This window comes from Streptomyces sp. NPDC031265, from assembly GCF_055570295.1.
In genome coordinates this window covers 538343-556504 of the sequence record NZ_JBVIHM010000001.1, presented here as the reverse complement: position 1 = coordinate 556504, position 18162 = coordinate 538343, and the positions used below count along the sequence as shown (strand labels likewise).

At 71.8% G+C, this 18162-nt stretch carries 16 protein-coding genes, 1 tRNA gene and 2 pseudogenes; 11 read left to right on the top strand and 8 right to left on the bottom strand.

The features are described 5' to 3' along the window. Nucleotides 1-12 precede the first annotated feature (12 nt). The gene (locus ACZ499_RS02710; RefSeq protein WP_468671457.1) at nt 13-615 is read left to right on the top strand and encodes a flavin reductase family protein; all 603 of its coding nucleotides are present in this window, start codon (nt 13-15) and stop codon (nt 613-615) included. Between the two features lie 462 nt (nt 616-1077). Here the strand turns inward: ACZ499_RS02710 and arfB are convergent, their stop codons facing one another. After that, complete coding sequence (arfB, locus tag ACZ499_RS02705) at nt 1078-1512, bottom strand: alternative ribosome rescue aminoacyl-tRNA hydrolase ArfB (RefSeq protein ID WP_468671454.1); 435 nt, start codon at nt 1510-1512, stop codon at nt 1078-1080. Between the two features lie 171 nt (nt 1513-1683). Between arfB and ACZ499_RS02700 the strand changes: the two genes are divergently transcribed. Together ACZ499_RS02700 and ACZ499_RS02695 are read left to right on the top strand one after the other, a co-directional pair. After that, on the top strand, nt 1684-2259 hold the full coding sequence (locus tag ACZ499_RS02700; protein ID WP_468671451.1) for a TerD family protein: 576 nt from the start codon (nt 1684-1686) through the stop codon (nt 2257-2259). A 389-nt stretch (nt 2260-2648) separates the two neighbouring features. Beyond that, nucleotides 2649-4154: a M4 family metallopeptidase gene (locus ACZ499_RS02695; RefSeq protein ID WP_468672074.1), complete on the top strand. Its 1506-nt coding sequence runs from the start codon at nt 2649-2651 to the stop codon at nt 4152-4154. Between the two features lie 19 nt (nt 4155-4173). Here the strand turns inward: ACZ499_RS02695 and ACZ499_RS02690 are convergent, their stop codons facing one another. Continuing rightward, on the bottom strand, nt 4174-5571 hold the full coding sequence (locus tag ACZ499_RS02690) for a M1 family metallopeptidase (protein ID WP_468671447.1): 1398 nt from the start codon (nt 5569-5571) through the stop codon (nt 4174-4176). A gap of 97 nt (nt 5572-5668) precedes the next feature. Continuing rightward, nucleotides 5669-6147 (bottom strand): annotated as a pseudogene (locus ACZ499_RS02685) (GlcG/HbpS family heme-binding protein). 18 nt (nt 6148-6165) lie between these two features. On the opposite strand from ACZ499_RS02685, the pseudogene ACZ499_RS02680 reads away from it, so the two are divergent. Beyond that, nucleotides 6166-6336 (top strand): annotated as a pseudogene (locus tag ACZ499_RS02680) (response regulator transcription factor); the annotation flags it as partial. Nucleotides 6337-6496: 160 nt separating this feature from the next. After that, nucleotides 6497-7000: a hypothetical protein gene (locus ACZ499_RS02675; RefSeq protein WP_385547565.1), complete on the top strand. Its 504-nt coding sequence runs from the start codon at nt 6497-6499 to the stop codon at nt 6998-7000. Between the two features lie 374 nt (nt 7001-7374). On the opposite strand, the gene ACZ499_RS02670 is transcribed toward ACZ499_RS02675, so the two are convergent. Continuing rightward, nucleotides 7375-8043 (bottom strand): pentapeptide repeat-containing protein, encoded by a 669-nt coding sequence (locus ACZ499_RS02670; protein WP_468671444.1) that lies wholly within the window; start codon nt 8041-8043, stop codon nt 7375-7377. Between the two features lie 111 nt (nt 8044-8154). Between ACZ499_RS02670 and ACZ499_RS02665 the strand changes: the two genes are divergently transcribed. After that, nucleotides 8155-9312 carry an NAD(P)-binding protein gene (locus ACZ499_RS02665; protein WP_468671442.1) on the top strand — a complete coding sequence of 386 codons (1158 nt, stop codon included), beginning with the start codon at nt 8155-8157 and terminating at the stop codon, nt 9310-9312. 435 nt (nt 9313-9747) lie between these two features. Here ACZ499_RS02665 and ACZ499_RS02660 read toward each other — a convergent pair whose 3' ends face one another. Then, nucleotides 9748-10224, bottom strand: coding sequence for a GNAT family N-acetyltransferase (locus ACZ499_RS02660; protein WP_468671440.1), 477 nt, complete (start codon nt 10222-10224; stop codon nt 9748-9750). Nucleotides 10225-10421: 197 nt separating this feature from the next. Between ACZ499_RS02660 and ACZ499_RS02655 the strand changes: the two genes are divergently transcribed. After that, complete coding sequence (locus ACZ499_RS02655; RefSeq protein ID WP_468671437.1) at nt 10422-11114, top strand: rhomboid-like protein; 693 nt, start codon at nt 10422-10424, stop codon at nt 11112-11114. Here ACZ499_RS02655 and ACZ499_RS02650 read toward each other — a convergent pair. Then, nucleotides 11092-11214, bottom strand: a complete 123-nt coding sequence (locus ACZ499_RS02650) for a hypothetical protein (RefSeq protein ID WP_468671435.1) — start codon at nt 11212-11214, stop codon at nt 11092-11094. The genes ACZ499_RS02655 and ACZ499_RS02650 overlap by 23 nt on opposite strands. A gap of 109 nt (nt 11215-11323) precedes the next feature. Here ACZ499_RS02650 and ACZ499_RS02645 point away from each other — a divergent pair, with 109 nt between their 5' ends. After that, nucleotides 11324-12721 (top strand): NAD(P)/FAD-dependent oxidoreductase, encoded by a 1398-nt coding sequence (locus tag ACZ499_RS02645; protein WP_468671433.1) that lies wholly within the window; start codon nt 11324-11326, stop codon nt 12719-12721. Nucleotides 12722-12851: 130 nt separating this feature from the next. Here the strand turns inward: ACZ499_RS02645 and ACZ499_RS02640 are convergent, their stop codons facing one another. Beyond that, nucleotides 12852-15005: a restriction endonuclease gene (locus ACZ499_RS02640; RefSeq protein ID WP_468671431.1), complete on the bottom strand. Its 2154-nt coding sequence runs from the start codon at nt 15003-15005 to the stop codon at nt 12852-12854. Between the two features lie 93 nt (nt 15006-15098). Then, nucleotides 15099-15175 (bottom strand) — tRNA-Thr (locus tag ACZ499_RS02635). Between the two features lie 206 nt (nt 15176-15381). Between ACZ499_RS02635 and ACZ499_RS02630 the strand changes: the two genes are divergently transcribed. The 3 genes from ACZ499_RS02630 to ACZ499_RS02620 all read left to right on the top strand — a co-directional run bounded on the left by ACZ499_RS02630 (nt 15382) and on the right by ACZ499_RS02620 (nt 17929). Further along, complete coding sequence (locus tag ACZ499_RS02630) at nt 15382-16518, top strand: ABC transporter ATP-binding protein (RefSeq protein ID WP_468671429.1); 1137 nt, start codon at nt 15382-15384, stop codon at nt 16516-16518. A 230-nt stretch (nt 16519-16748) separates the two neighbouring features. Beyond that, nucleotides 16749-17159, top strand: coding sequence for a hypothetical protein (locus tag ACZ499_RS02625; RefSeq protein ID WP_468671427.1), 411 nt, complete (start codon nt 16749-16751; stop codon nt 17157-17159). Between the two features lie 38 nt (nt 17160-17197). Beyond that, nucleotides 17198-17929 (top strand): nucleotidyltransferase family protein, encoded by a 732-nt coding sequence (locus tag ACZ499_RS02620; RefSeq protein WP_385547547.1) that lies wholly within the window; start codon nt 17198-17200, stop codon nt 17927-17929. The last annotated feature ends 233 nt before the right edge of the window (nt 17930-18162 follow it).

Genomic DNA, 18162 nt, shown 5'->3' with positions numbered 1-18162 from the left:
TCCCAGGGCCCGATGTGCGGCGTCGACCCGGAGACTAGCGTTCTGTCCGTGTTGCAGACAGACGTTCTCCAAGCTCTCCCGTCCCAGCCGTCGCAGACCCCCCATGCTGAGGGGGTGAGCAATGACGAATTCCGCGCCGCGATGTCCCGGCTGGCCGGTGGGGTGGTGCTGGTGACCGCCCACGACGAGGACGCCGGCCCGCGCGGTGAGGACGTCGGCATGACGGCCACGGCATTCCTGTCCGTCTCCATCGACCCGCCCCTGGTCCTGGTGAGCGTGCGCAACGGCTCCCGCATGGACGACCTGCTCGCCGAACAGCCCATGTGGGCGGTCTCGGTCCTCTCGGAGAGCCAGCGCCACATCGCGGGCCGCTTCGCGATGAAGGGCCGCATCAGCGACCGCCTGCTCTTCGACGACATCCCCTACAAGAGGGGGCCCCTCAGCGGCGCCCCCTTGGTGGGCGGCGCCCTGTCGACCCTGGAATGCCGCACGGAACAACGGGTAGAGGCGGGCGACCACACGCTGGTGATCGCGCGCGTGCTGGGGGTGGACCTGCCGAGTGCGGAGGGGCGGCCGCTGGCGTATTTCCGGGGGCGGTACAGGCAGGTGGGGTGAGGGGGCTCCCCTTCGGGCACCCACCCCGCAGGGGGCCGGGGCGGGGGAGAGAGAGGCGGAGCCCCTGTCGACCCACCCACAGGGGGCCGGGGCGAAGCCCCGCCCCTAAGGGGCGCGGGGAACTGCGCGACCAGCCGAAGACAGCCCGCAGACGAACGGGGGCCCGGGGCGAAGCCCCGAGGGGTGCAGAGGGCGAAGCCCCCGCAAGGGGGCCCGGGGCGAAGCCCCCGCAAGGGGGCCCGGGGCGAAGCCCCCGCAAGGGGGCCCGGGGCGAAGCCCCCGGTGACCGACCCGCCCATGTCCGGGTACCGGTGGCGCAGCCACATGGCGGGGTGCAGGGGCCGCAGGCCCCGCAAGGAGGTCGGGGGCCCCGCAAGGAGGTCGGGGGCCCCGCAAGGAGGTCGGGGGCCCCGCAAGGAGGTCGGGCCGCAGGCCCCGCAGGAAGCCCACCACCTCACCCCACTACCAGTCGCGCCCCGTGCGACCCCGCTTCGTCTGCGCCCGCGCCTTCTTCTCCCGCAGCCGCCGCTCATTGATCCCGCGAGGGATCTTCGTCGCCCGCCGAGGCTTCGGCGGCGGCGCGGTGGCCTCCGCGAGCAGCGCCGTGAGCCGCACCGCCGCCGTCTCCCGGTTCCGCCACTGCGACCGGTGCTCCGACGCCCGTACGGTCACGACGCCGCCCACCAGCCGCGACGCGAGCCGTTCCAGCGCCCGCGCCTTCCAGACCTCCGGCAGCGCCTCCGTACGCCCCAGGTCGAACCGGAGCTCGACCTGCGAGTCGCTCGTGTTGACGTGCTGCCCGCCGGGTCCGGAGGACCGCGAGAAACGCCACATGAGCTCGGCCTCCGGAAGGGAGACGGAGCCGCGGATGAAGTAGGGCCCGGACATGCGCTCCATGGTCCCCTGTGCGAGGGACGACGTCACCCGCTTTTGCACGCACGTACTGACACAGGCCGGGCAAAGAAAGTAAAGCCAACTGGAACCCGGCATGCCCTGCCGACGTTAGGAGGGGTGACGGTAGCTTCGGGAACGACCGTAGCCCGCACATCACGATGAAAGGGACTTCCCATGGCTGTAAGCCTGTCCAAGGGCGGCAACGTCTCGCTCACCAAGGAGGCCCCGGGCCTGACCGCCGTCACGGTGGGCCTCGGCTGGGACGTCCGCACGACCACGGGCACCGACTTCGACCTCGACGCCTCCGCGATCGCCGTCAACCCGGCGGGCAAGGTCTACTCGGACGCCCACTTCGTCTTCTTCAACAACAAGGCGACCCCGGACCAGACCATCGTCCACACCGGTGACAACGTCACGGGCCAGGGCGAGGGCGACGACGAGCAGATCAACGTCAACCTGGCCGGCCTCCCCGCCGACGTCGACAAGATCGTCTTCCCGGTCTCGATCTACGACGCGGAGAACCGCTCGCAGAACTTCGGGCAGGTCCGCAACGCGTTCATCCGCATCATCAACCAGGCCGGCGGCACCGAGATCGCCCGCTACGACCTGAGCGAGGACGCCGCCACCGAGACCGCGATGGTCTTCGGCGAGCTGTACCGCAACGGCGCGGAGTGGAAGTTCCGCGCGGTAGGCCAGGGGTACGCCTCGGGCCTGGTCGGCATCGCCCAGGACTTCGGCGTCAACGTCTAAGTCCCCGGCACCCGCCACCAAGACCCCCCGAAGCCCCCGGCGCACAAGCGCCGGGGGCTTCGGCGCGCCATGAACCACCCCCCCCCGGCCGCCCTCCGGTACACGCCAACCCGACCACCCCGCAGGGCAATTCGCATCGCTTACCGGACACCCCGCACCCCCTGACGGACACATTCCAGTCAAATACTTGTCGGTACCCTGTCAAAAAGTAGTCATCTGCTGGCACGCTCACCCCACGCACCACACGCAGATGCACCCCACGCACCTGCATGGGCACCACCCACTCGCACCACCCCCCACCGCGCACCCCACCGCGCAACGGATCGAGTGAAGGAGACCCCTCAGTGAGAACTTCCCTGCGTGCCGCCGCTCTTGCCGCTACTGCCGCAATGGTCGTCGTCGGCGTTCAGTCCGGTACCAGTGCCGGCGCCGCCGACCGCGAGGCGGGCGCGAGCGCCCGCGTGCTCGGTGTGGCCGAGCGCGCCGGCGCCGTCCAAGAGGCCCAGGCCGCCGCCCCCGCCGCCGCCCGCCAGATCGGGCTCGGCGCCAAGGAGGCGCTGGTCGTACGCGATGTCGTCAAGGACGTGGACGGCACCGTGCACACGCGGTACGAGCGTACGTACGACGGTCTGCCCGTCCTCGGCGGCGACCTCGTCGTCCACACCAAGAAGGACGGCAGCCTGAAGGGCGTCAGCAAGGGCACCGAAGCCCGTATAGCCGTCGCCACTTCCGGCGTCTCGCTCAAGGGCGCCCCCGCGAACGCCCGCAAGGTCGTCTGGGCCGCCAACGGCACGCCCGTCCTGGCGTACGAGGCCGTCCTCAAGGGGACCCAGCGCGACGGCACCCCCAGCGAGCGCCATGTCATCACCGACGCCACGACCGGGGCCGAGCTCTACTCGTACGAGGCCATCGACACCGGGACCGGCACCAGCGAGTACTCGGGCAAGGTCACCCTCGGGACGTCCAAGTCCGGTACCACGTACAGCCTCACGGACGCCGGACGCGGCGGGCACAAGACGTACGACCTCAAGCACGGCTCCTCCGGCACCGGCACCCTCTTCACGAAGGCCACCGACACCTGGGGCGACGGCACCCCGCAGAACCGCGAGACCGCCGGTGTCGACGCGCACTACGGCGCCGCCGTGACCTGGGACTTCTACAAGGCCGAGCTCAACCGCAACGGCATCGCGGGCAACGGCAAGGCCGCGTACTCCCGCGTCCACTACGGCAACGCGTACGTCAACGCGTTCTGGGACGACAGCTGCTTCTGCATGACGTACGGCGACGGCGAGAACAACCTCAAGCCGCTCACCGCGCTCGACGTCGCGGGCCACGAGATGAGCCACGGCCTCACCGCCGCCACCGCCAAGCTCAACTACAGCAAGGAGTCCGGCGGCCTCAACGAGGGCACCAGCGACATCTTCGGCACGTCGGTGGAGTTCTTCGCGAACAACGCCAGCGACCCCGGTGACTATCTCATCGGCGAGAAGATCGACATCCGCGGCAACGGCACCCCGCTGCGCTACATGGACAAGCCGAGCAAGGACGGCCAGTCGGCCGACTACTGGTCGAGCACGGTCGGCAACAAGGACGTGCACTACTCGTCCGGCGTCGCCAACCACTTCTTCTACCTGCTGTCCGAGGGCAGCGGCGCGAAGGTCGTCAACGGCGTCAGCTACAACTCCCCGACGTCCGACGGCTCCAAGGTCACCGGCATCGGGCGGGCCAAGGCGTACAAGATCTGGTACAAGGCCCTGTCCACGTACATGACGTCGACGACCAACTACGCGAAGGCGCGCACCACGACCCTGCAGGCCGCGGCCGACCTGTACGGAGCGAGCAGCACCGAGTACAAGACGGTGGCGGCCGCCTGGACCGCCGTCAATGTGAAGTAACCGGCCACCGGGCAGTGCTCTACGGGGACTTGGGCTTGCCGTCCCCGTAGAGCCAGGTGTCCCACAGATCCGTCAGGTCCTTGCCGGACTCCTCCTCCACGAACCGGGTGAAGTCCCCGGTGGAGGCGTTCGCGTGCCGGTGCTCCTTCGTCCAGCCCTGCACGATGTCGTAGAACATGTCGTCGCCGACGGCCCGGCGGATCTTGTGGACCACCATCGCACCGCGCTCGTACACCGGCTCGTTCGAGACCTCGGCGGCCGACGGCGGTTCGGCGGGCGGGAACGCCCAGAGCTCGGCGCCGGCCGCCTTGGCGTACGCCTCGTCGAAGTGCGCCTGCGCCGACTTGCCGCCGTGGTCCTCGCTCCAGAGCCACTCCGCGTACGTCGCGAAGCCCTCGTTGAGCCACATGTCCTTCCACCGCTTCGGCGTGACCGAGTCCCCGAACCACTGGTGTGCGAGCTCATGGACGAGGGTCTCGTTGTCGAGCTGGTCAGCGGGGATCACCGGGCGGTTCTGGGTCTCCAGGGCGTACTCGGCCGAGCCTTCGGGGGCGACGATCACGCCGGTGGAGGAGAAGGGGTACGGCCCGAAGTTCTCCTTCTCCCACTCGACGATCTCCGGGAGCCTGCCGACCACGTCGGCGGTCTCCTTCCACGCGGCGGGGTCGACTGCCGTGTAGACGGGCAGTCCTGACGGTGTCTTGGATTCCTTGGCGACGTCGTACTTGCCGATCACCACCGTCGCCACATAGCTCGCCATCGGTTCGCCGGTGTGCCAGGTGAAGGTGGTGCGACCGCCCGCCGTGACCTTCGACTTCAGCTCGCCGTTGGAGACCGCCGTGAGCTCCTGGGGCACTGTGATCCTGATGTCGTACGTGGCCTTGTCGCTGGGGTGGTTGTTGGAGGGGAACCACGTCATCGACCCGGCGGGCTCGCCGAGCGCGAGCGCGCCGCCGTCGGCGGTCCGCAGCCAGCCCTCGTGCGCGTCGTCCTGGTCGGTGAGGGTCTTCGGGGTCCCGGAGTAGGCCACGCTCGTACGGAACCGCGCGCCCTTCTCGATCTCGTCCGCCGGGCGCAGGGTCAGCTCGTCGCCCGCCCGGCTGGTGTCCGCGCGCTCGCCCCCGACCGTCGCGGAGTTCACGTCCATCCCCGCGAAGTCGAGGTTGAAGGCGCTGAGGTCGCGGGTGGCGCGGGCGGTGAGGGTGGCGGTGCCGGTGAGGTGGTTGCGGGCCGGGTCGTAGTCGAGCACGAGGCTGTAGTGCTCGACGTCGTAGCCGCCGTTGCCCAGCTTGGGGAAGAGCCCGTCCCGCACCCCCGCCGCCCCGGGCTTGCCCTCCACACCGCCGGTGCAGCCGCCGAGGGCGAGCAGGACGGCCCCGGGGAGGGCGAGCCGGCGTATCGCGCTGCGGTGATCCACAGGGCGATCCTACGGGCGGGGCGCGCGGGGGGCTTGGGGATGCGGGGGCCGGGCTGGAAACAGCTACCGCGACAGCCCCGCCACCCTCGGGCGGACGTTACTTCGTCAGCGCCGCCGCGCCCGCCTGCGCGAACTTCTCGTCGAGGCCGCCGCTCGGGGCCCCGGCGACACCGATGCCCGCGATCGGGGCGCCCTGGGCCTGTACGGGCGCGCCGCCCGCGAGGAAGAGGGTGCCGGGGACGTCCTTGAGGTTGGGCGCCCGGGCGAGGCGGCCGGCCAGCACGGACGTGGGGCGTTCCGGGAGACGGCCGTGTACGCCTTGCGCTCCGCCGACTCGTACGACTGCGGGCCCGCGCCGTCGCCGCGCAGGGTGACCACGGCGTTGCCGTCGCGGTCGACGACGGCGACCGAGACGCGCTGGTTCTCCTTGCGGACGGCGTCGGGGGCGGCGGTGGCGGCCTTGGTCGCGGCGACGACGGTGAGGTGGGTGCAGTGGGTGAGGGTGCGGCCGGCGGCGTCCGCCTGCTGGGCGGTGGGCTTGGCGGCCGGGGAGGGTGCGGTGCTGACGGCGGCGATTCCGTTGGAGGGAGTCCGATGAAGCTCCTGTTGTGCGACGACCACGCGGTCGTACGGGCCGGGCTGCTCGCCCTGCTCGGAAGCGAGCCCGACATCGAGGTGGTCGGGGAGGCGGGCACCGGCGAGGAGGCGGTCGCGGCGGCGGCCAGGGTACGGCCCGACGTCGTCCTGATGGACCTCCGGCTCGGCCCCGTCCGGGGGCTACGCCCCGGACCCCCAAGCGGGGCTGCGCCCCTGCAGCCCCCTCGCGGGGCCTGCGGTCCCTGCACCCCGCTCACGGGGGCTCCGGCCCCGATACCCCCGCCGGGGCTGCGCCCCGGTCCCCGCCCCCGCCGTGGGACCATCGAGCGTGCTCGACATCGGCTACTCCCTCTCCAACCGCTTCCCCGACCCCCCACAAACCGACTACCGCCGCGCAGACGTACACGCCCTCCGCCACGACCTCTTCTGCGGAGACGTCTACCTCGCCGACACCAAGGCGGACCGCGAAGTGTCCACAGCCTGGGGATGGGTGCCGGTGCTCGACTTCGCGTGGGCGCTCTGCGACACCGTGGAGGCGCTCGACCGCGACCCACGCGGCAGCCGCGCCTCCCGGAGCCAGTACGCCGAGATCGACTTCACCGAGTCGACCGACCGCATGCTCTTCGAGCGCCGCTTCGGCTGGGTGGACGTCGAGGCCGACTGGATGCCCGGCGACGAGGCCCCGCTCACCTTCAGCCACCGACTGCTGCGCCGCGAGGCCCGCGACTTCCTGCACGACGTGATCGCCGACCTCAGCGACATGCACGACGACCTCGCCGAGAACCCGGTCATCTGGACCCTCCAGTCCCGCTTCCCGCGTCTGGTGGACTAGGGCCTGTCCGGCGGATCTGGTCACCCGCGAGGTGCCTGCGCCTTTCGGTCCTGGTGAGCGGGGTCCTGGTGAGCGGGGTCCTGGTGAGCGGGGTCCTGGTGAGCGGGGTCCTGGTGCTTCCCCAAGCTCTCAACTTCGTTCGAGCAGGGGAGACCCCAATGCTGCAAGGCGGAGGAGGGCGTCGACGCGATGGGGGTCCCCCTGCTCGAACGAATTCGAGAGCTTGGGGGAGTCGGCAGCCGACGACAACGCCGCTGGGGGTCCCAGGTCCCCCCTGGCCCTTGAGGCCTTGGGGGAGGGCGTGCCAGGACCCCGCGTCCCAGACAAGATCCGCCGGACAGGCCCTAGGGCAAAGCAGGGCGGATCGGGCCCCCTCATCCCACCACCCGCACCCCCACCTGCGCCGCGAACGCCGGCGCCAGGTCCACCAGCTGGGACGGCGTGATCACCGCCCCCGCCAGGCGGTCCACGCCCCGGGCGATGTCCAGGAGCGCCGCGCCCCGCAGGTCCACATCCTTCATACGGGTCCCCGTGAAGTCCGCCCCCCGCAGCTCGCAGCCCGCGAACGCCACCCGGTCCAGGCGCGCCGCCGCGAAGTCCGGCTCGGCCAGGACGACGTTCTCGAAGACCACGTCACGTAGATCCGTATCGCGCAGATTGAGGTAGTCGATCTTGCCGCCGCGGATCAGGACCCGCTCCAGGACCGCGCCGTGGAGCTGCACGCCGCCCATGCGTACGTCGTGGATCTCCACATCGCGCAGGGACGCGCGCGACAGGTCCGTGCCCACGCCCCGTACGCCCGAGAGCACCGTGTCGATGAAACGGGTGCCGGGCAGGCGGGTCTCGTCCAGCACGCACCCGTACACCCCGCAGTCCATGAAGCGGGCGCCGGTGCCCTGCTGGCCGGACAGGTCCAGGTTCCGGAACTCCAGGCCGTCGTAGTCGCCCTCCGGTTCCAGTTCCGCCGGTCCGTGTGGTGCCAGCGGGGGCAGCCGCACCTCCGGACGCCGCACTGTCGTCACTTCGCTCGCCCTCTTCGCCATGACTCCATGCTGGACCACGCCACTGACAACCGCCCCACCCCTTCCTGTCACATTCCACCCTCCTTACTCCGTCTCTAACGATGAGTGCCCGTACAGCGACAGGAGAGCGTCATGGACCGGATCACCGTCATCGGCGGCGGCCTCGCCGGGCTCACCGCGGCCATCACCGCCGCCGAGTCCGGCGCTCGGGTGAACCTGTACGAGTCGCACCACACGCTGGGCGGACGCGCGCGTACGGCCGAGGGCCCTTACCTCACCAACGACGGTCCGCACGTGCTCTACAACGGCGGCCCGCACTGGGCCTGGCTCAAACACCGCGGGCTGCTCGGGCAGGTCGTCTCCGTACCGCCGCTCGAAGCCGCCCGGTTCCGCTTCCACTGGGACGGCTCGCTGCGCCACACTCCGCCTCTGGCCCTGCTCAAGCTGGCCCGGCAAAGTCCGGAAACCGCCCCGGTGGACCGTGACTTCGCCTCCTGGGCCGCCAGTGTCGTCGGCCCCAAGGCCGCGCGCGCCGCCGCCAACTACGCCGCCGTCGCGCTCTTCCACCACGACCCGGGCTCGCTCTCCGCCGCGTTCGTCCAGGAGCGGCTGCACCGCGCCGCCGCGCTGCCACCCGAGGCCCGCTATCCGGTGGGCGGGTGGGGCGCGCTCGTCGACCGGATGGCCACGCGCGCGTGGGAGCTGGGGGTGCACGTGGAGACCACCGCGCGCGTGGACGCGCTCCCCGACGACCACGGGCCCGTCGTCGTCGCCACCTCCCTCGACGCCGCCCGGCGCCTGCTCGGCGACGACTCGCTGCGCTGGACCAGCGGCCGCACCGCCCTGCTCGACCTGGGGCTCAGCACGCGCCGGGGCGACCCGTTCGTCGTCTCCGACCTGGAGACACCGGGCTGGATCGAACGTTTCACCGCTGCCGGCCGCACCCTCGCCCCGGCCGGACACCAGCTGCTCCAGGCGCAGTTCCCGATCGCCCCGCACGAGTCGAAGGCCGACGGCGTCGCGCGCGGGGAGCGGCTGCTGGACGCCGCTTTCGCGGGCTGGCGCCGGCGGATCGCCTGGCGCCGCGACGCGCTCGCGGCCGGGCGTACGGGGGCGGTCGACCTGCCAGGCACCACCTGGCGCGACCGCCCTGCGGTCGACCGCGGCCACGGCGTGTTCCTCGCGGGCGACCAGGTGGCGGCGCCGGGCGTGCTGTCGGAGGTCGCGTTCACGAGCGGGATAGAGGCGGCGACACTGGCGGTACGGAGCCTGCGGCTGGCCCGGGCTTGACCTCAGGGGAACGGGAGCTCGCAGGCTGACGGCACACACCCGGGCGTACCCGCCCACCCCCGCAAGGAGCTGTGGAGGCCTTCGCCGTTCTACGGCTGGTACTCGTACCCCATGGTGAAGCGGGGCGGGAGGCACCACTCGCCGGCTGGCCATCTTTCCGCAGTCCTCTGGGTGCTGATCGCGGCAGCCCTGCTCGGCCGCCTCCGGACACCCGTCTTCGCGGACACGCCCTGCGTCGGCGGGGCAGTCCCGACCGGGGAGCCGGGCACAACGGCGCGGGGACCGATTCCCCGCCCCTATGGCGAAGGGATGGACCATGACCGCACAACCCGCGTACGAGTTCGTAGGCGCGGCAGCCTGCCGTGAGTTGAGTCGTTCCCGGCTTCCCCGCCCCGTGGCAGAGCAGCCGGGGGCTTCCGCTGTCCGGACGGAGGTTTACTCCGCCCCACCCAGCTCCCCCAACGCCCCATCCGTAAGCCGGTAAACCGTCCACTCGTCCTGCGGTCGCGCCCCCAGCGACTCGTAGAAGGCGATGGACGGGGCGTTCCAGTTCAGGACGGACCACTCCAGGCGGCCGTAGCCGCGGCTCACGCAGATGCGGGCCAGTTCGGTCAGGAGGGCCTTGCCGTGGCCGCCGCCGCGCTGCTCGGGGCGTACGTACAGATCCTCCAGGTAGATGCCGTGCACCCCGCGCCAGGTCGAGAAGTTGAGGAACCAGAGCGCGAAGCCCGCGGGCTCGCCGGTGTCGGTCTCGGCGATGTGCGCGTACGCCGCGGGGTGTTCGCCGAACAGCGCCTCGTGCAACTGCTCCTGCGTCGCCCGCGCCTCGTCCGGGCACTTCTCGTACTCGGCCAGCTCACGGACCATGGCGTGGATGACGGGGACGTCTTCGGGCGTTGCGGTACGAATCATGGCCGCAGGGTAGCCCGGGGGCAGGGGAGCGGTCGCGGGCGTTCCGCTCCCCGGGACGCCCCCCCCCCCGGGACGCCCCACCAGGAGGGCCTCACCAGCCCCGTAACCGCCTCGCCGTTGCTTCTCGTCTGCGTCGCGACCAGCCCGCCGGGATGTCGATCACCCGCCCGACCCTACCCACGTGCGTGAATCGGCCCATGAGCCGATTCCTCCGGACGGGCCCGCGCCCGCGCCGCGCGGTGCACGCCGTGCGGCGCTACGTCCGCAGCGCCCCCGGCACGTACCTCTGGCTGGCGGTCCTGTTCGTCACCACCATCGCCCTGCACCACATGTCCCCGGAGTTCGAGGAGGACTTCCTGCGGCAGCGCTCCACCAACATCCATGAGCTGTCCAGCAATCCCCTACGGGTGCTCATCACCAGCGCCCTGTGGATCGACGGCGGCCACTGGCTCCCGTACGCCGTCCTCTACTCCGTCTTCCACGCGCAGGCCGAACGCTGGCTCGGCACCCGCCGCTGGCTCGCGGTCGTCGTCCTCGCGCACGTGCTCGCGACCTACTTCAGCGAGGGCGCGCTGCTGTGGGCGGTGCACCACGGCATCGCCCCGCACTCGGCCGTCAACACCCTGGACGTGGGCGTCAGTTACGCCCTCGCGGGCGTCGTCGGTGTGCTGACCTACCGGATCGCGGCTCCCTGGCGATACGTGTACGCCGCCTGTGTCCTCGTCCTGTACGGGACCCCGCTCCTGACCGGCCGCACCTTCACGGACCTGGGTCACTTCACGTCCGTACTCGTCGGGCTCGCCTGCTACCCGCTCGTACGGGGGCGTGGCGCGCCCTGGAATCCGGCGGCGGCAGCACGGGGGACCGTCAGGAGATACCGGCGCCTTTGAGCACCTTCGCGAAGGCGTCCGCGTCGAGGACGGCCGAGCCGTCGCCCGGCGGGCGCTTGCCGTCGATCAGGACGGTGGGGCTGGACCCGCCGAAGGTCACCACCCATAGGGACGAAGGTCCCGCGCGACCCCCGTCCCCGGCTGCGGATTCCGTACCTGCGGATTCCGCATCTGGACAGGCCTCGTCCGGCGGTGTACCAACAAGCCCCATGAGCACGCGCACGATCAACGGCGGCATCTCCTTCTGGTACGCGCAGGACGGCATCCCCGCCCCCCGCGAGCCCCTGACCGGCGACGCGACGGCGGACGTCGTCATCGTGGGCGGCGGCTACACGGGGCTGTGGACGGCGTACTACCTCAAGAAGGCCGTCCCCTTCCTCACCATCACCGTCCTGGAGGCCCGCTTCTGCGGCTACGGCGCCTCCGGCCGCAACGGCGGCTGGCTCTACAACGGCATCGCGGGCCGCGACCGGTACGCGAAGCTGCACGGCCACGAGGCCGCCGTACGCCTCCAACGGGCCATGAACGACACGGTCGACGAGGTCGTGCGGGCCGCCGCCGAGGAGTCGATCGACGCGGACGTCCACCAGGGCGGGGTACTTGAAGTCGCCTATACCCCCGCCCAGTCGGAGCGCCTCAAGGCCTTCCACACCACCGAGCTCGAATTCGGCGAGAAGGACCGGCTGCTGCTCGGGGCCCGTGAGACGGCCGCGCGCATCCGGGTCGCCGGGGCCGTCGGCTCCGCCTGGACCCCGCACGGCGCCCGCATCCACCCCGTCAAGCTGGTCAAGGGCCTGGCGGCGGCCGTGGAGGCGCTGGGCGTGACCGTCCACGAGTCGACCCCGGTGACGGAGATCCGCCCCAAGCACGCGGTCACTCCGTACGGCACCGTCCGCGCCCCGTACGTCCTGCGCTGCACCGAGGGGTTCACCGCGTCCCTGAAGGGCCAGCGCCGCGCCTGGCTGCCGATGAACTCGTCCATGATCGCCACCGAGCCGCTGCCTGACGGGCTGTGGGAGACGATCGGCTGGGAGGGCCGCGAGACGCTGGGCGACATGGCGCACGCGTACATGTACGCGCAGCGCACCGCCGACGGCCGGATCGCGCTCGGCGGGCGCGGCGTGCCGTACCGCTTCGGCTCCCGCACCGACAACGACGGCCGTACGCAGCCGGAGACGATCGAGGCCCTGCGCGAAATCCTGCTCCGCTTCTTCCCCCAGCTCGCCGGGGTCGAGGTCACGCACGCCTGGTCGGGGGTGCTCGGGGTGCCGCGCGACTGGTGCGCCACCGTCACCCTGGACCGCTCTACGGGGCTCGGCTGGGCGGGCGGCTATGTCGGCTCGGGCGTGGCCACCGCCAACCTCGCCGCCCGCACCCTGCGCGACCTGGTCCAACAGGACTCCGGCCAGTCCGGCCCCACCGATCTGACCACGCTCCCCTGGGTCAACCACAAGGTCCGCCGCTGGGAGCCGGAACCTTTCCGCTGGCTGGGCGTACAGGGGATGTACGCGGCGTACCGGGAGGCGGACCGCCGCGAACTGACCAGGCACGCGGCGCGCACCGACCGCATCGCAGTCCTGGCCGACCGGCTTTCCGGGCGGCATTGAGGGGCCGCCGGGCCGGCCGCGAGGGGGCGCAGGGGCGGAGCCCCCGCCCGGGGTCCGGGGCGGGGCCCCGGGTGTCCCACGCTCACCCCCGCCGTCCCCGGAGGGTTCAGGAAAGGGGGCGGGGTGGGGCCTACTCCACCTCGATCCCGAAGTCCCCGATCAGCTCCTCCAAGCCGCCCCGGTACCCCCGTCCGCCCACCACGAAGTCCCAGTCGTCGCCCGACCGGCGTCGGAACGAGCCCAGGACCAGGGCCGTTTCGCCGGTGCGGCCGTCCGAGACCTCCAGGCGGTCCAGTTCCGTGCCCGCCGCGTCGCGCAGGCGGATGCCCGCGTCCGTGAAGCCGGTCAGATCCGCGTCCGGGTTCGCCTCGGGGTCGACCGAGGCGACCAGGACCAGGCGGTCCGCCCGGGGCGGCAGGGCGTCGAACGCCACCCGGACCGCCGCCCGGTCGCCGAGCGCCCCGGGCACCATCCGTACCGAACCCCCGGGTATCTCACGGTTGTTGAAGAAGACGAAGTGGTCGTCGTCGAGCACCCGGCTCCCGGCGCACACCAGCGCGCACACGTCCAGGACGACGGACCCGGTCCACGTCATGCCCAGGACGTTGAAGTCGGAGTCGGCGGAGTCGGCGGAGTCGGCGGACTCGTCGGCCGCCGGCAGGTCCACCGGCACTCCCGCCGAGACGTCCACCAGCGTGTCCGATGGGCCCCGCTGGGCCGGCACCGGGCGCTCCCCCAGCCGGCCCCGCAGCCCGCACTCGTGCAGCAGGTCCACCAGCTCCGCCCCGGACACCAGCGTCAGCGGCTTGCCCTGGGCGAAGGCGTACGAGCCGGGACCGAAGCCCGATGTCGTCACCAGGACGCCCTTGTTGGCCCCGGCGCCCTGGACCGTGCCGTACAGGTCCCGGACGGCCGTCGGCGGGACCGTGTTGCGGTAGCGCTTGACCTGGACGATGATCCGGCCGCCGCTGATCGGGTCGGGGTCCACCGCCTCCACGTCCACCCCGCCGTCGTTGGAGCGCTGCGTGGTCACCGCCCCCATCCCGCGCGCCCGGAACAACTCCGCCACCAGGGACTCGAATTCGATCGGGTCCATCACGAACAGGTCCGGTTCGGTGGAGTGCGAGGAGTCGGCGCCGTGCGAGAGGACGCCCGAGCCCACGCCCTCCGGGCGGCGCACCGGGCGTACCGCCGTCCGCTGGTCGGGGCGGGCCGACAGCTGGCCGCGCACCGCATCCACCAGGCAGTCCACCGCGCTCACCTGCGTCAGGTTCAGGCCCTGGAACGCCGGCCGGTCCACCATCACCGTCGCCAGGAAGATCTCCGCCCGGCGGCCCGTCGCCGGGTCGACGTCGTCCACGAAGCCGTTGAGCGCCACGGACTCCAGTACGCCGAACTCGTCGGCCGCGAACAGATCCCGCACCACCAGCAGCACACTCTGCGCCAGCACGTCCCGGTACAGCGCGCGCCGCTGGGAGACCGGGCGGGCGGACTCGCGCTCCTCGTCCGTACTGGCCACGTACCGCACGGACTTGGCCGCCGGGACCACGTCGAGGGCGGGCAGCTCCCAGTCGACCACCAGCTGCCGGGCGCCCCGGTCGTACGCGCACGACACCTGGCGGGGGAAGCCCTCCGGCCACGCCGACGCCGCGTACAGGGCCGCCGAGAAGTACTCGACGACCGCGTCGGACTCGCCCGCCCGCAATCCGCTCACCAGGTCGGCCACACCCGCGTTGTGGCCCCGTACCTCGGCGAGCTGCCCCTGGGCCCACGACTCGTACCGCGCCCGGTAGTCGGCGAGTTGGCGGCGCCGCTCGGTCTCGGCCAGCTGCGCGGCGTCCCAGTCCCGCTGGTAGGCGGCCTGCGCCTCCTGCTGGGCGTGGGCGCGGCGCCAGCCGCCCTGGGCCTGGTAGCGCGCCGGGTCCGGCATCGCCACCGGCTGCGCCAGCGCCCCGGGCGCGAACGGCTCGACGACCTCCTCGCGCAGCAGACCCGCCGTACGGAACGGCGGCTCGGCGCACCCCGCCGCCAGCAGCCCCGTCAGCGCCTCCACGCGCGCGTCCAGCTCCTGCGAGCGCTGCCGGGCGTCCGCCTCCCGGCTCTGCCGGTAGGCCGCCCGCTGCTCGCGGTGGACCCGCGCGGCATCCCGTTCGTACTCCCGCTGCTGGCGCTCCCGCTGCCGCTGCTGCTGGACCGACGCCCGGTGCTGGGCCTCCTGCTGGCGCTGCTGCTGCCGCTGCGCCTCCGCCCACACCCCGGCCAGCCCGCTGGAACGACGACTCATTCGGCTCCCCGACCCCTTTTTCCCTCACACCCCTTGAAACACAATTGTCCCGGACCAGGAAGGTCCGGGACACGGTGTTACGCGGTGTTTCGGTGGAGCCGCCTGTCGGAATCGAACCGACGACCTCAAGATTACAAGTCAAGCGCTCTAGCCAACTGAGCTAAGGCGGCAGCGTGTGCGACGCACCCCCACGCGAGGGCTCCCTCACTCTACACAGAGCACGATCGGGAGCTCCAGGAAGTTCCCCTCTCCCCCCTGCTGACAGATCGGACATCGGCGGGTAGCGTCTCCGGCAGCCCACTCAGGTGGACTACACCACTTCTCCCTCTACTCGGATCGTCCGGCACGTTCCTGCCGGTGAAGGGACAGGTCTCCCATGGCCACTGTCACGTTCGACAAGGCGACCCGGATCTACCCGGGCTCCACCAAGCCCGCGGTCGACGGGCTTGAGATCGAGATCGAGGACGGCGAGTTCCTCGTCCTCGTCGGCCCCTCGGGCTGCGGAAAGTCCACCTCCCTGCGGATGCTCGCGGGCCTGGAGGACGTCAACGGCGGAGCCATCCGCATCGGTGACCGCGACGTCACCCACCTCCCGCCGAAGGACCGGGACATCGCGATGGTGTTCCAGAACTACGCGCTGTACCCGCACATGTCCGTCGCCGACAACATGGGCTTCGCCCTGAAGATCGCCGGGGTCAACAAGGCGGAGATCCGCAAGAAGGTCGAGGAGGCGGCGAAGATCCTCGACCTCACCGAGTACCTGGACCGCAAGCCCAAGGCACTCTCCGGCGGTCAGCGCCAGCGCGTGGCGATGGGCCGCGCGATCGTCCGCGAGCCGCAGGTCTTCCTGATGGACGAGCCGCTGTCGAACCTCGACGCCAAGCTCCGCGTCTCGACCCGTACGCAGATCGCCTCGCTCCAGCGCCGCCTCGGCATCACCACGGTGTACGTCACCCACGACCAGGTCGAGGCCATGACCATGGGCGACCGCGTGGCGGTCCTCAAGGACGGGCTGCTCCAGCAGGTCGACTCGCCGCGCAACATGTACGACCGCCCGGCCAACCTCTTCGTCGCGGGCTTCATCGGCTCCCCCGCCATGAACCTCGTCGAGGTCCCGATCACCGACGGCGGCGTGAAGTTCGGCAACAGCGTGGTCCCGGTGAGCCGTGAGGCCCTGTCCGCGGCCGCCGACAGGGGCGACCGCACGGTGACGGTCGGCGTGCGCCCCGAGCACTTCGACATCGTCGAGCACAACGGCGGTGTGGCCAAGTCCCTCTCGAAGGACTCCGACGCGGAGCCGGCGGGCCTCGCGGTCACCGTGAACGTGGTGGAGGAGCTCGGCGCCGACGGTTACGTCTACGGCACGGCCGAGGTCGGCGGCGAGCAGAAGGACCTCGTGGTCCGCGTGAACGGCCGCTCGGTCCCCGAGAAGGGCACCCAGCTCCACGTGGTCCCGCGCCCCGGCGAGACGCATGTCTTCTCGACCTCGACGGGCGAGCGCCTCAGCGACTGACGTACGGCGGCACGTCAGCCGGCCCCGCACCCACCTACCGGGGTGCGGGGCTCTTCATTTGCCGAGCTCTTCTCTTGCGGGGCCCGGCGGGCGGCTGTCGACAAATACCCTGGCAGACCGCCCATTTCGAACTGCGTTCGTCAACACGGGATTCGAAAGCCGCCTCGAACCATCCCCCGACCGGGTGACTGAATGTCGCCAAATCATCACCCCCCGCTACGCTCGCCTCCGTGACGCACACAGCCCGCCGAATCGGCCGCACCCTAGCTTTCGTCCTGCCCGTCGTCCTCGTCCTCTCCGGGACTCTCGCGGTCACCCGGGTCAACTGGGCCGGGACCAGCGACTCGCAGCTGCTGACCGCCTCCTCCGAGGACGTCTCCGTACGCGCGAAGCCGCGCACCCCGCAGGACCTCCTGCGCGACGCGCTCCTCGTCGAACTCCAGGAGAAGGACCCCGGCACCGCCCTCACCCACCTCCAGCGCGAGGTGGAGCGGCGCCCCTCGCTCGCCCAGCACTGCATGTCGATCGCGCGGGCGCTCGGACGGGCCGCCGTGGAGCAGTACGGGCCCGTGAAGGCCCAGTCGTACTCGCGCCCCGTCTGCGACACGTCGTTCGCGTCGGGCGTGGCCCAGGAGTCCTGAGCGACCCCGGCTCCGCCGTACCGCTTATCGTTCACCGCATGACTGCGAGCACGACTTCGACCTTCCCGACGCAGGCCGTGGTCCTGGCGGGCGGCCAGGGCTCACGACTGCGTCCGTACACCGACGACCGCCCCAAGCCGATGGTCGAGATCCCGGGCACCGGGACCCCGATCATCGGCCATCAGCTCGCCTGGCTGGCCGCGGAGGGCGTCACCGACGCCGTGATCTCCTGCGGCCATCTCGCCGGTGTGCTCCAGGAGTGGCTGGACTCGGCTGATCTGCCGCTGCGCGTCACGACGGTCGTCGAGAACGAGCCGCTGGGGCGGGGCGGCGGCCTCAAGTACGCGGCCGCGCACCTGCCGCACCCCGATCAGCCGTGGTACGCCACGAACGGCGACATCTGGACGCGCTTCTCCCTGCGCGAGATGGCATCCTTCCACGGCGAGCGCGACGCGACGGCCACGCTGGCGCTGGCGCGTCCGCGGATCCCGTGGGGCGCCGTCGAGACGGACGCCTTCGGCCACATCACGGACTTCATCGAGTCCCCGCCGTCGCCGTACCTGATCAACGCGGGCGTGTACGTGTTCTCGTCAGCCTTCACCGCTCTCCTCCCCGACCGGGGCGACCACGAGCGCACCACGTTCCCGCGCCTGGCCCGCGAGCGCCGCCTGGCCGGCTATCCGCTGCCGCACGGGGCGTACTGGCGCGCGATCGACACGGCGAAGGACCTGACGGAGGCGGCGAAGGAACTGGCGGCGGGCGGCCACTGAGGGGTTTGACCCCAGGTGGTCCTCCCGGGGGCGACGCCCCTGCACCCCTGCCGGGGCGTCGCCCCGGGACCCCGCTCGTCCGCGGGTGGGTGGGGGGGGGGGGGGGGGGGGGGGGGGGGGGCGGGGGGGGGGGGGGGGAGGGGGGGGGGGGGGGAAGGGGAGAGGGGGGGGGGGGGGGAGGGGGGGGGGGGGGTGGCTGTCGTCCAAAGCGTCGTACCTCGTCTCCGCTTCTT

Coding starts and splice junctions, on each gene's coding strand:
- ACZ499_RS02645 (WP_468671433.1), top strand. CDS start 11,324: ATGAGCACGCGCACGATCAACGGCGGCATCTCCTTCTGGTACGCGCAG.
- ACZ499_RS02665 (WP_468671442.1), top strand. CDS start 8,155: ATGGACCGGATCACCGTCATCGGCGGCGGCCTCGCCGGGCTCACCGCG.
- ACZ499_RS02640 (WP_468671431.1), bottom strand. CDS start 15,005: ATGAGTCGTCGTTCCAGCGGGCTGGCCGGGGTGTGGGCGGAGGCGCAG.
- ACZ499_RS02710 (WP_468671457.1), top strand. CDS start 13: ATGTGCGGCGTCGACCCGGAGACTAGCGTTCTGTCCGTGTTGCAGACA.
- ACZ499_RS02700 (WP_468671451.1), top strand. CDS start 1,684: ATGGCTGTAAGCCTGTCCAAGGGCGGCAACGTCTCGCTCACCAAGGAG.
- ACZ499_RS02630 (WP_468671429.1), top strand. CDS start 15,382: ATGGCCACTGTCACGTTCGACAAGGCGACCCGGATCTACCCGGGCTCC.
- ACZ499_RS02660 (WP_468671440.1), bottom strand. CDS start 10,224: ATGATTCGTACCGCAACGCCCGAAGACGTCCCCGTCATCCACGCCATG.
- arfB (WP_468671454.1), bottom strand. CDS start 1,512: ATGGAGCGCATGTCCGGGCCCTACTTCATCCGCGGCTCCGTCTCCCTT.
- ACZ499_RS02670 (WP_468671444.1), bottom strand. CDS start 8,043: ATGGCGAAGAGGGCGAGCGAAGTGACGACAGTGCGGCGTCCGGAGGTG.
- ACZ499_RS02695 (WP_468672074.1), top strand. CDS start 2,649: ATGGTCGTCGTCGGCGTTCAGTCCGGTACCAGTGCCGGCGCCGCCGAC.
- ACZ499_RS02620 (WP_385547547.1), top strand. CDS start 17,198: ATGACTGCGAGCACGACTTCGACCTTCCCGACGCAGGCCGTGGTCCTG.
- ACZ499_RS02655 (WP_468671437.1), top strand. CDS start 10,422: ATGAGCCGATTCCTCCGGACGGGCCCGCGCCCGCGCCGCGCGGTGCAC.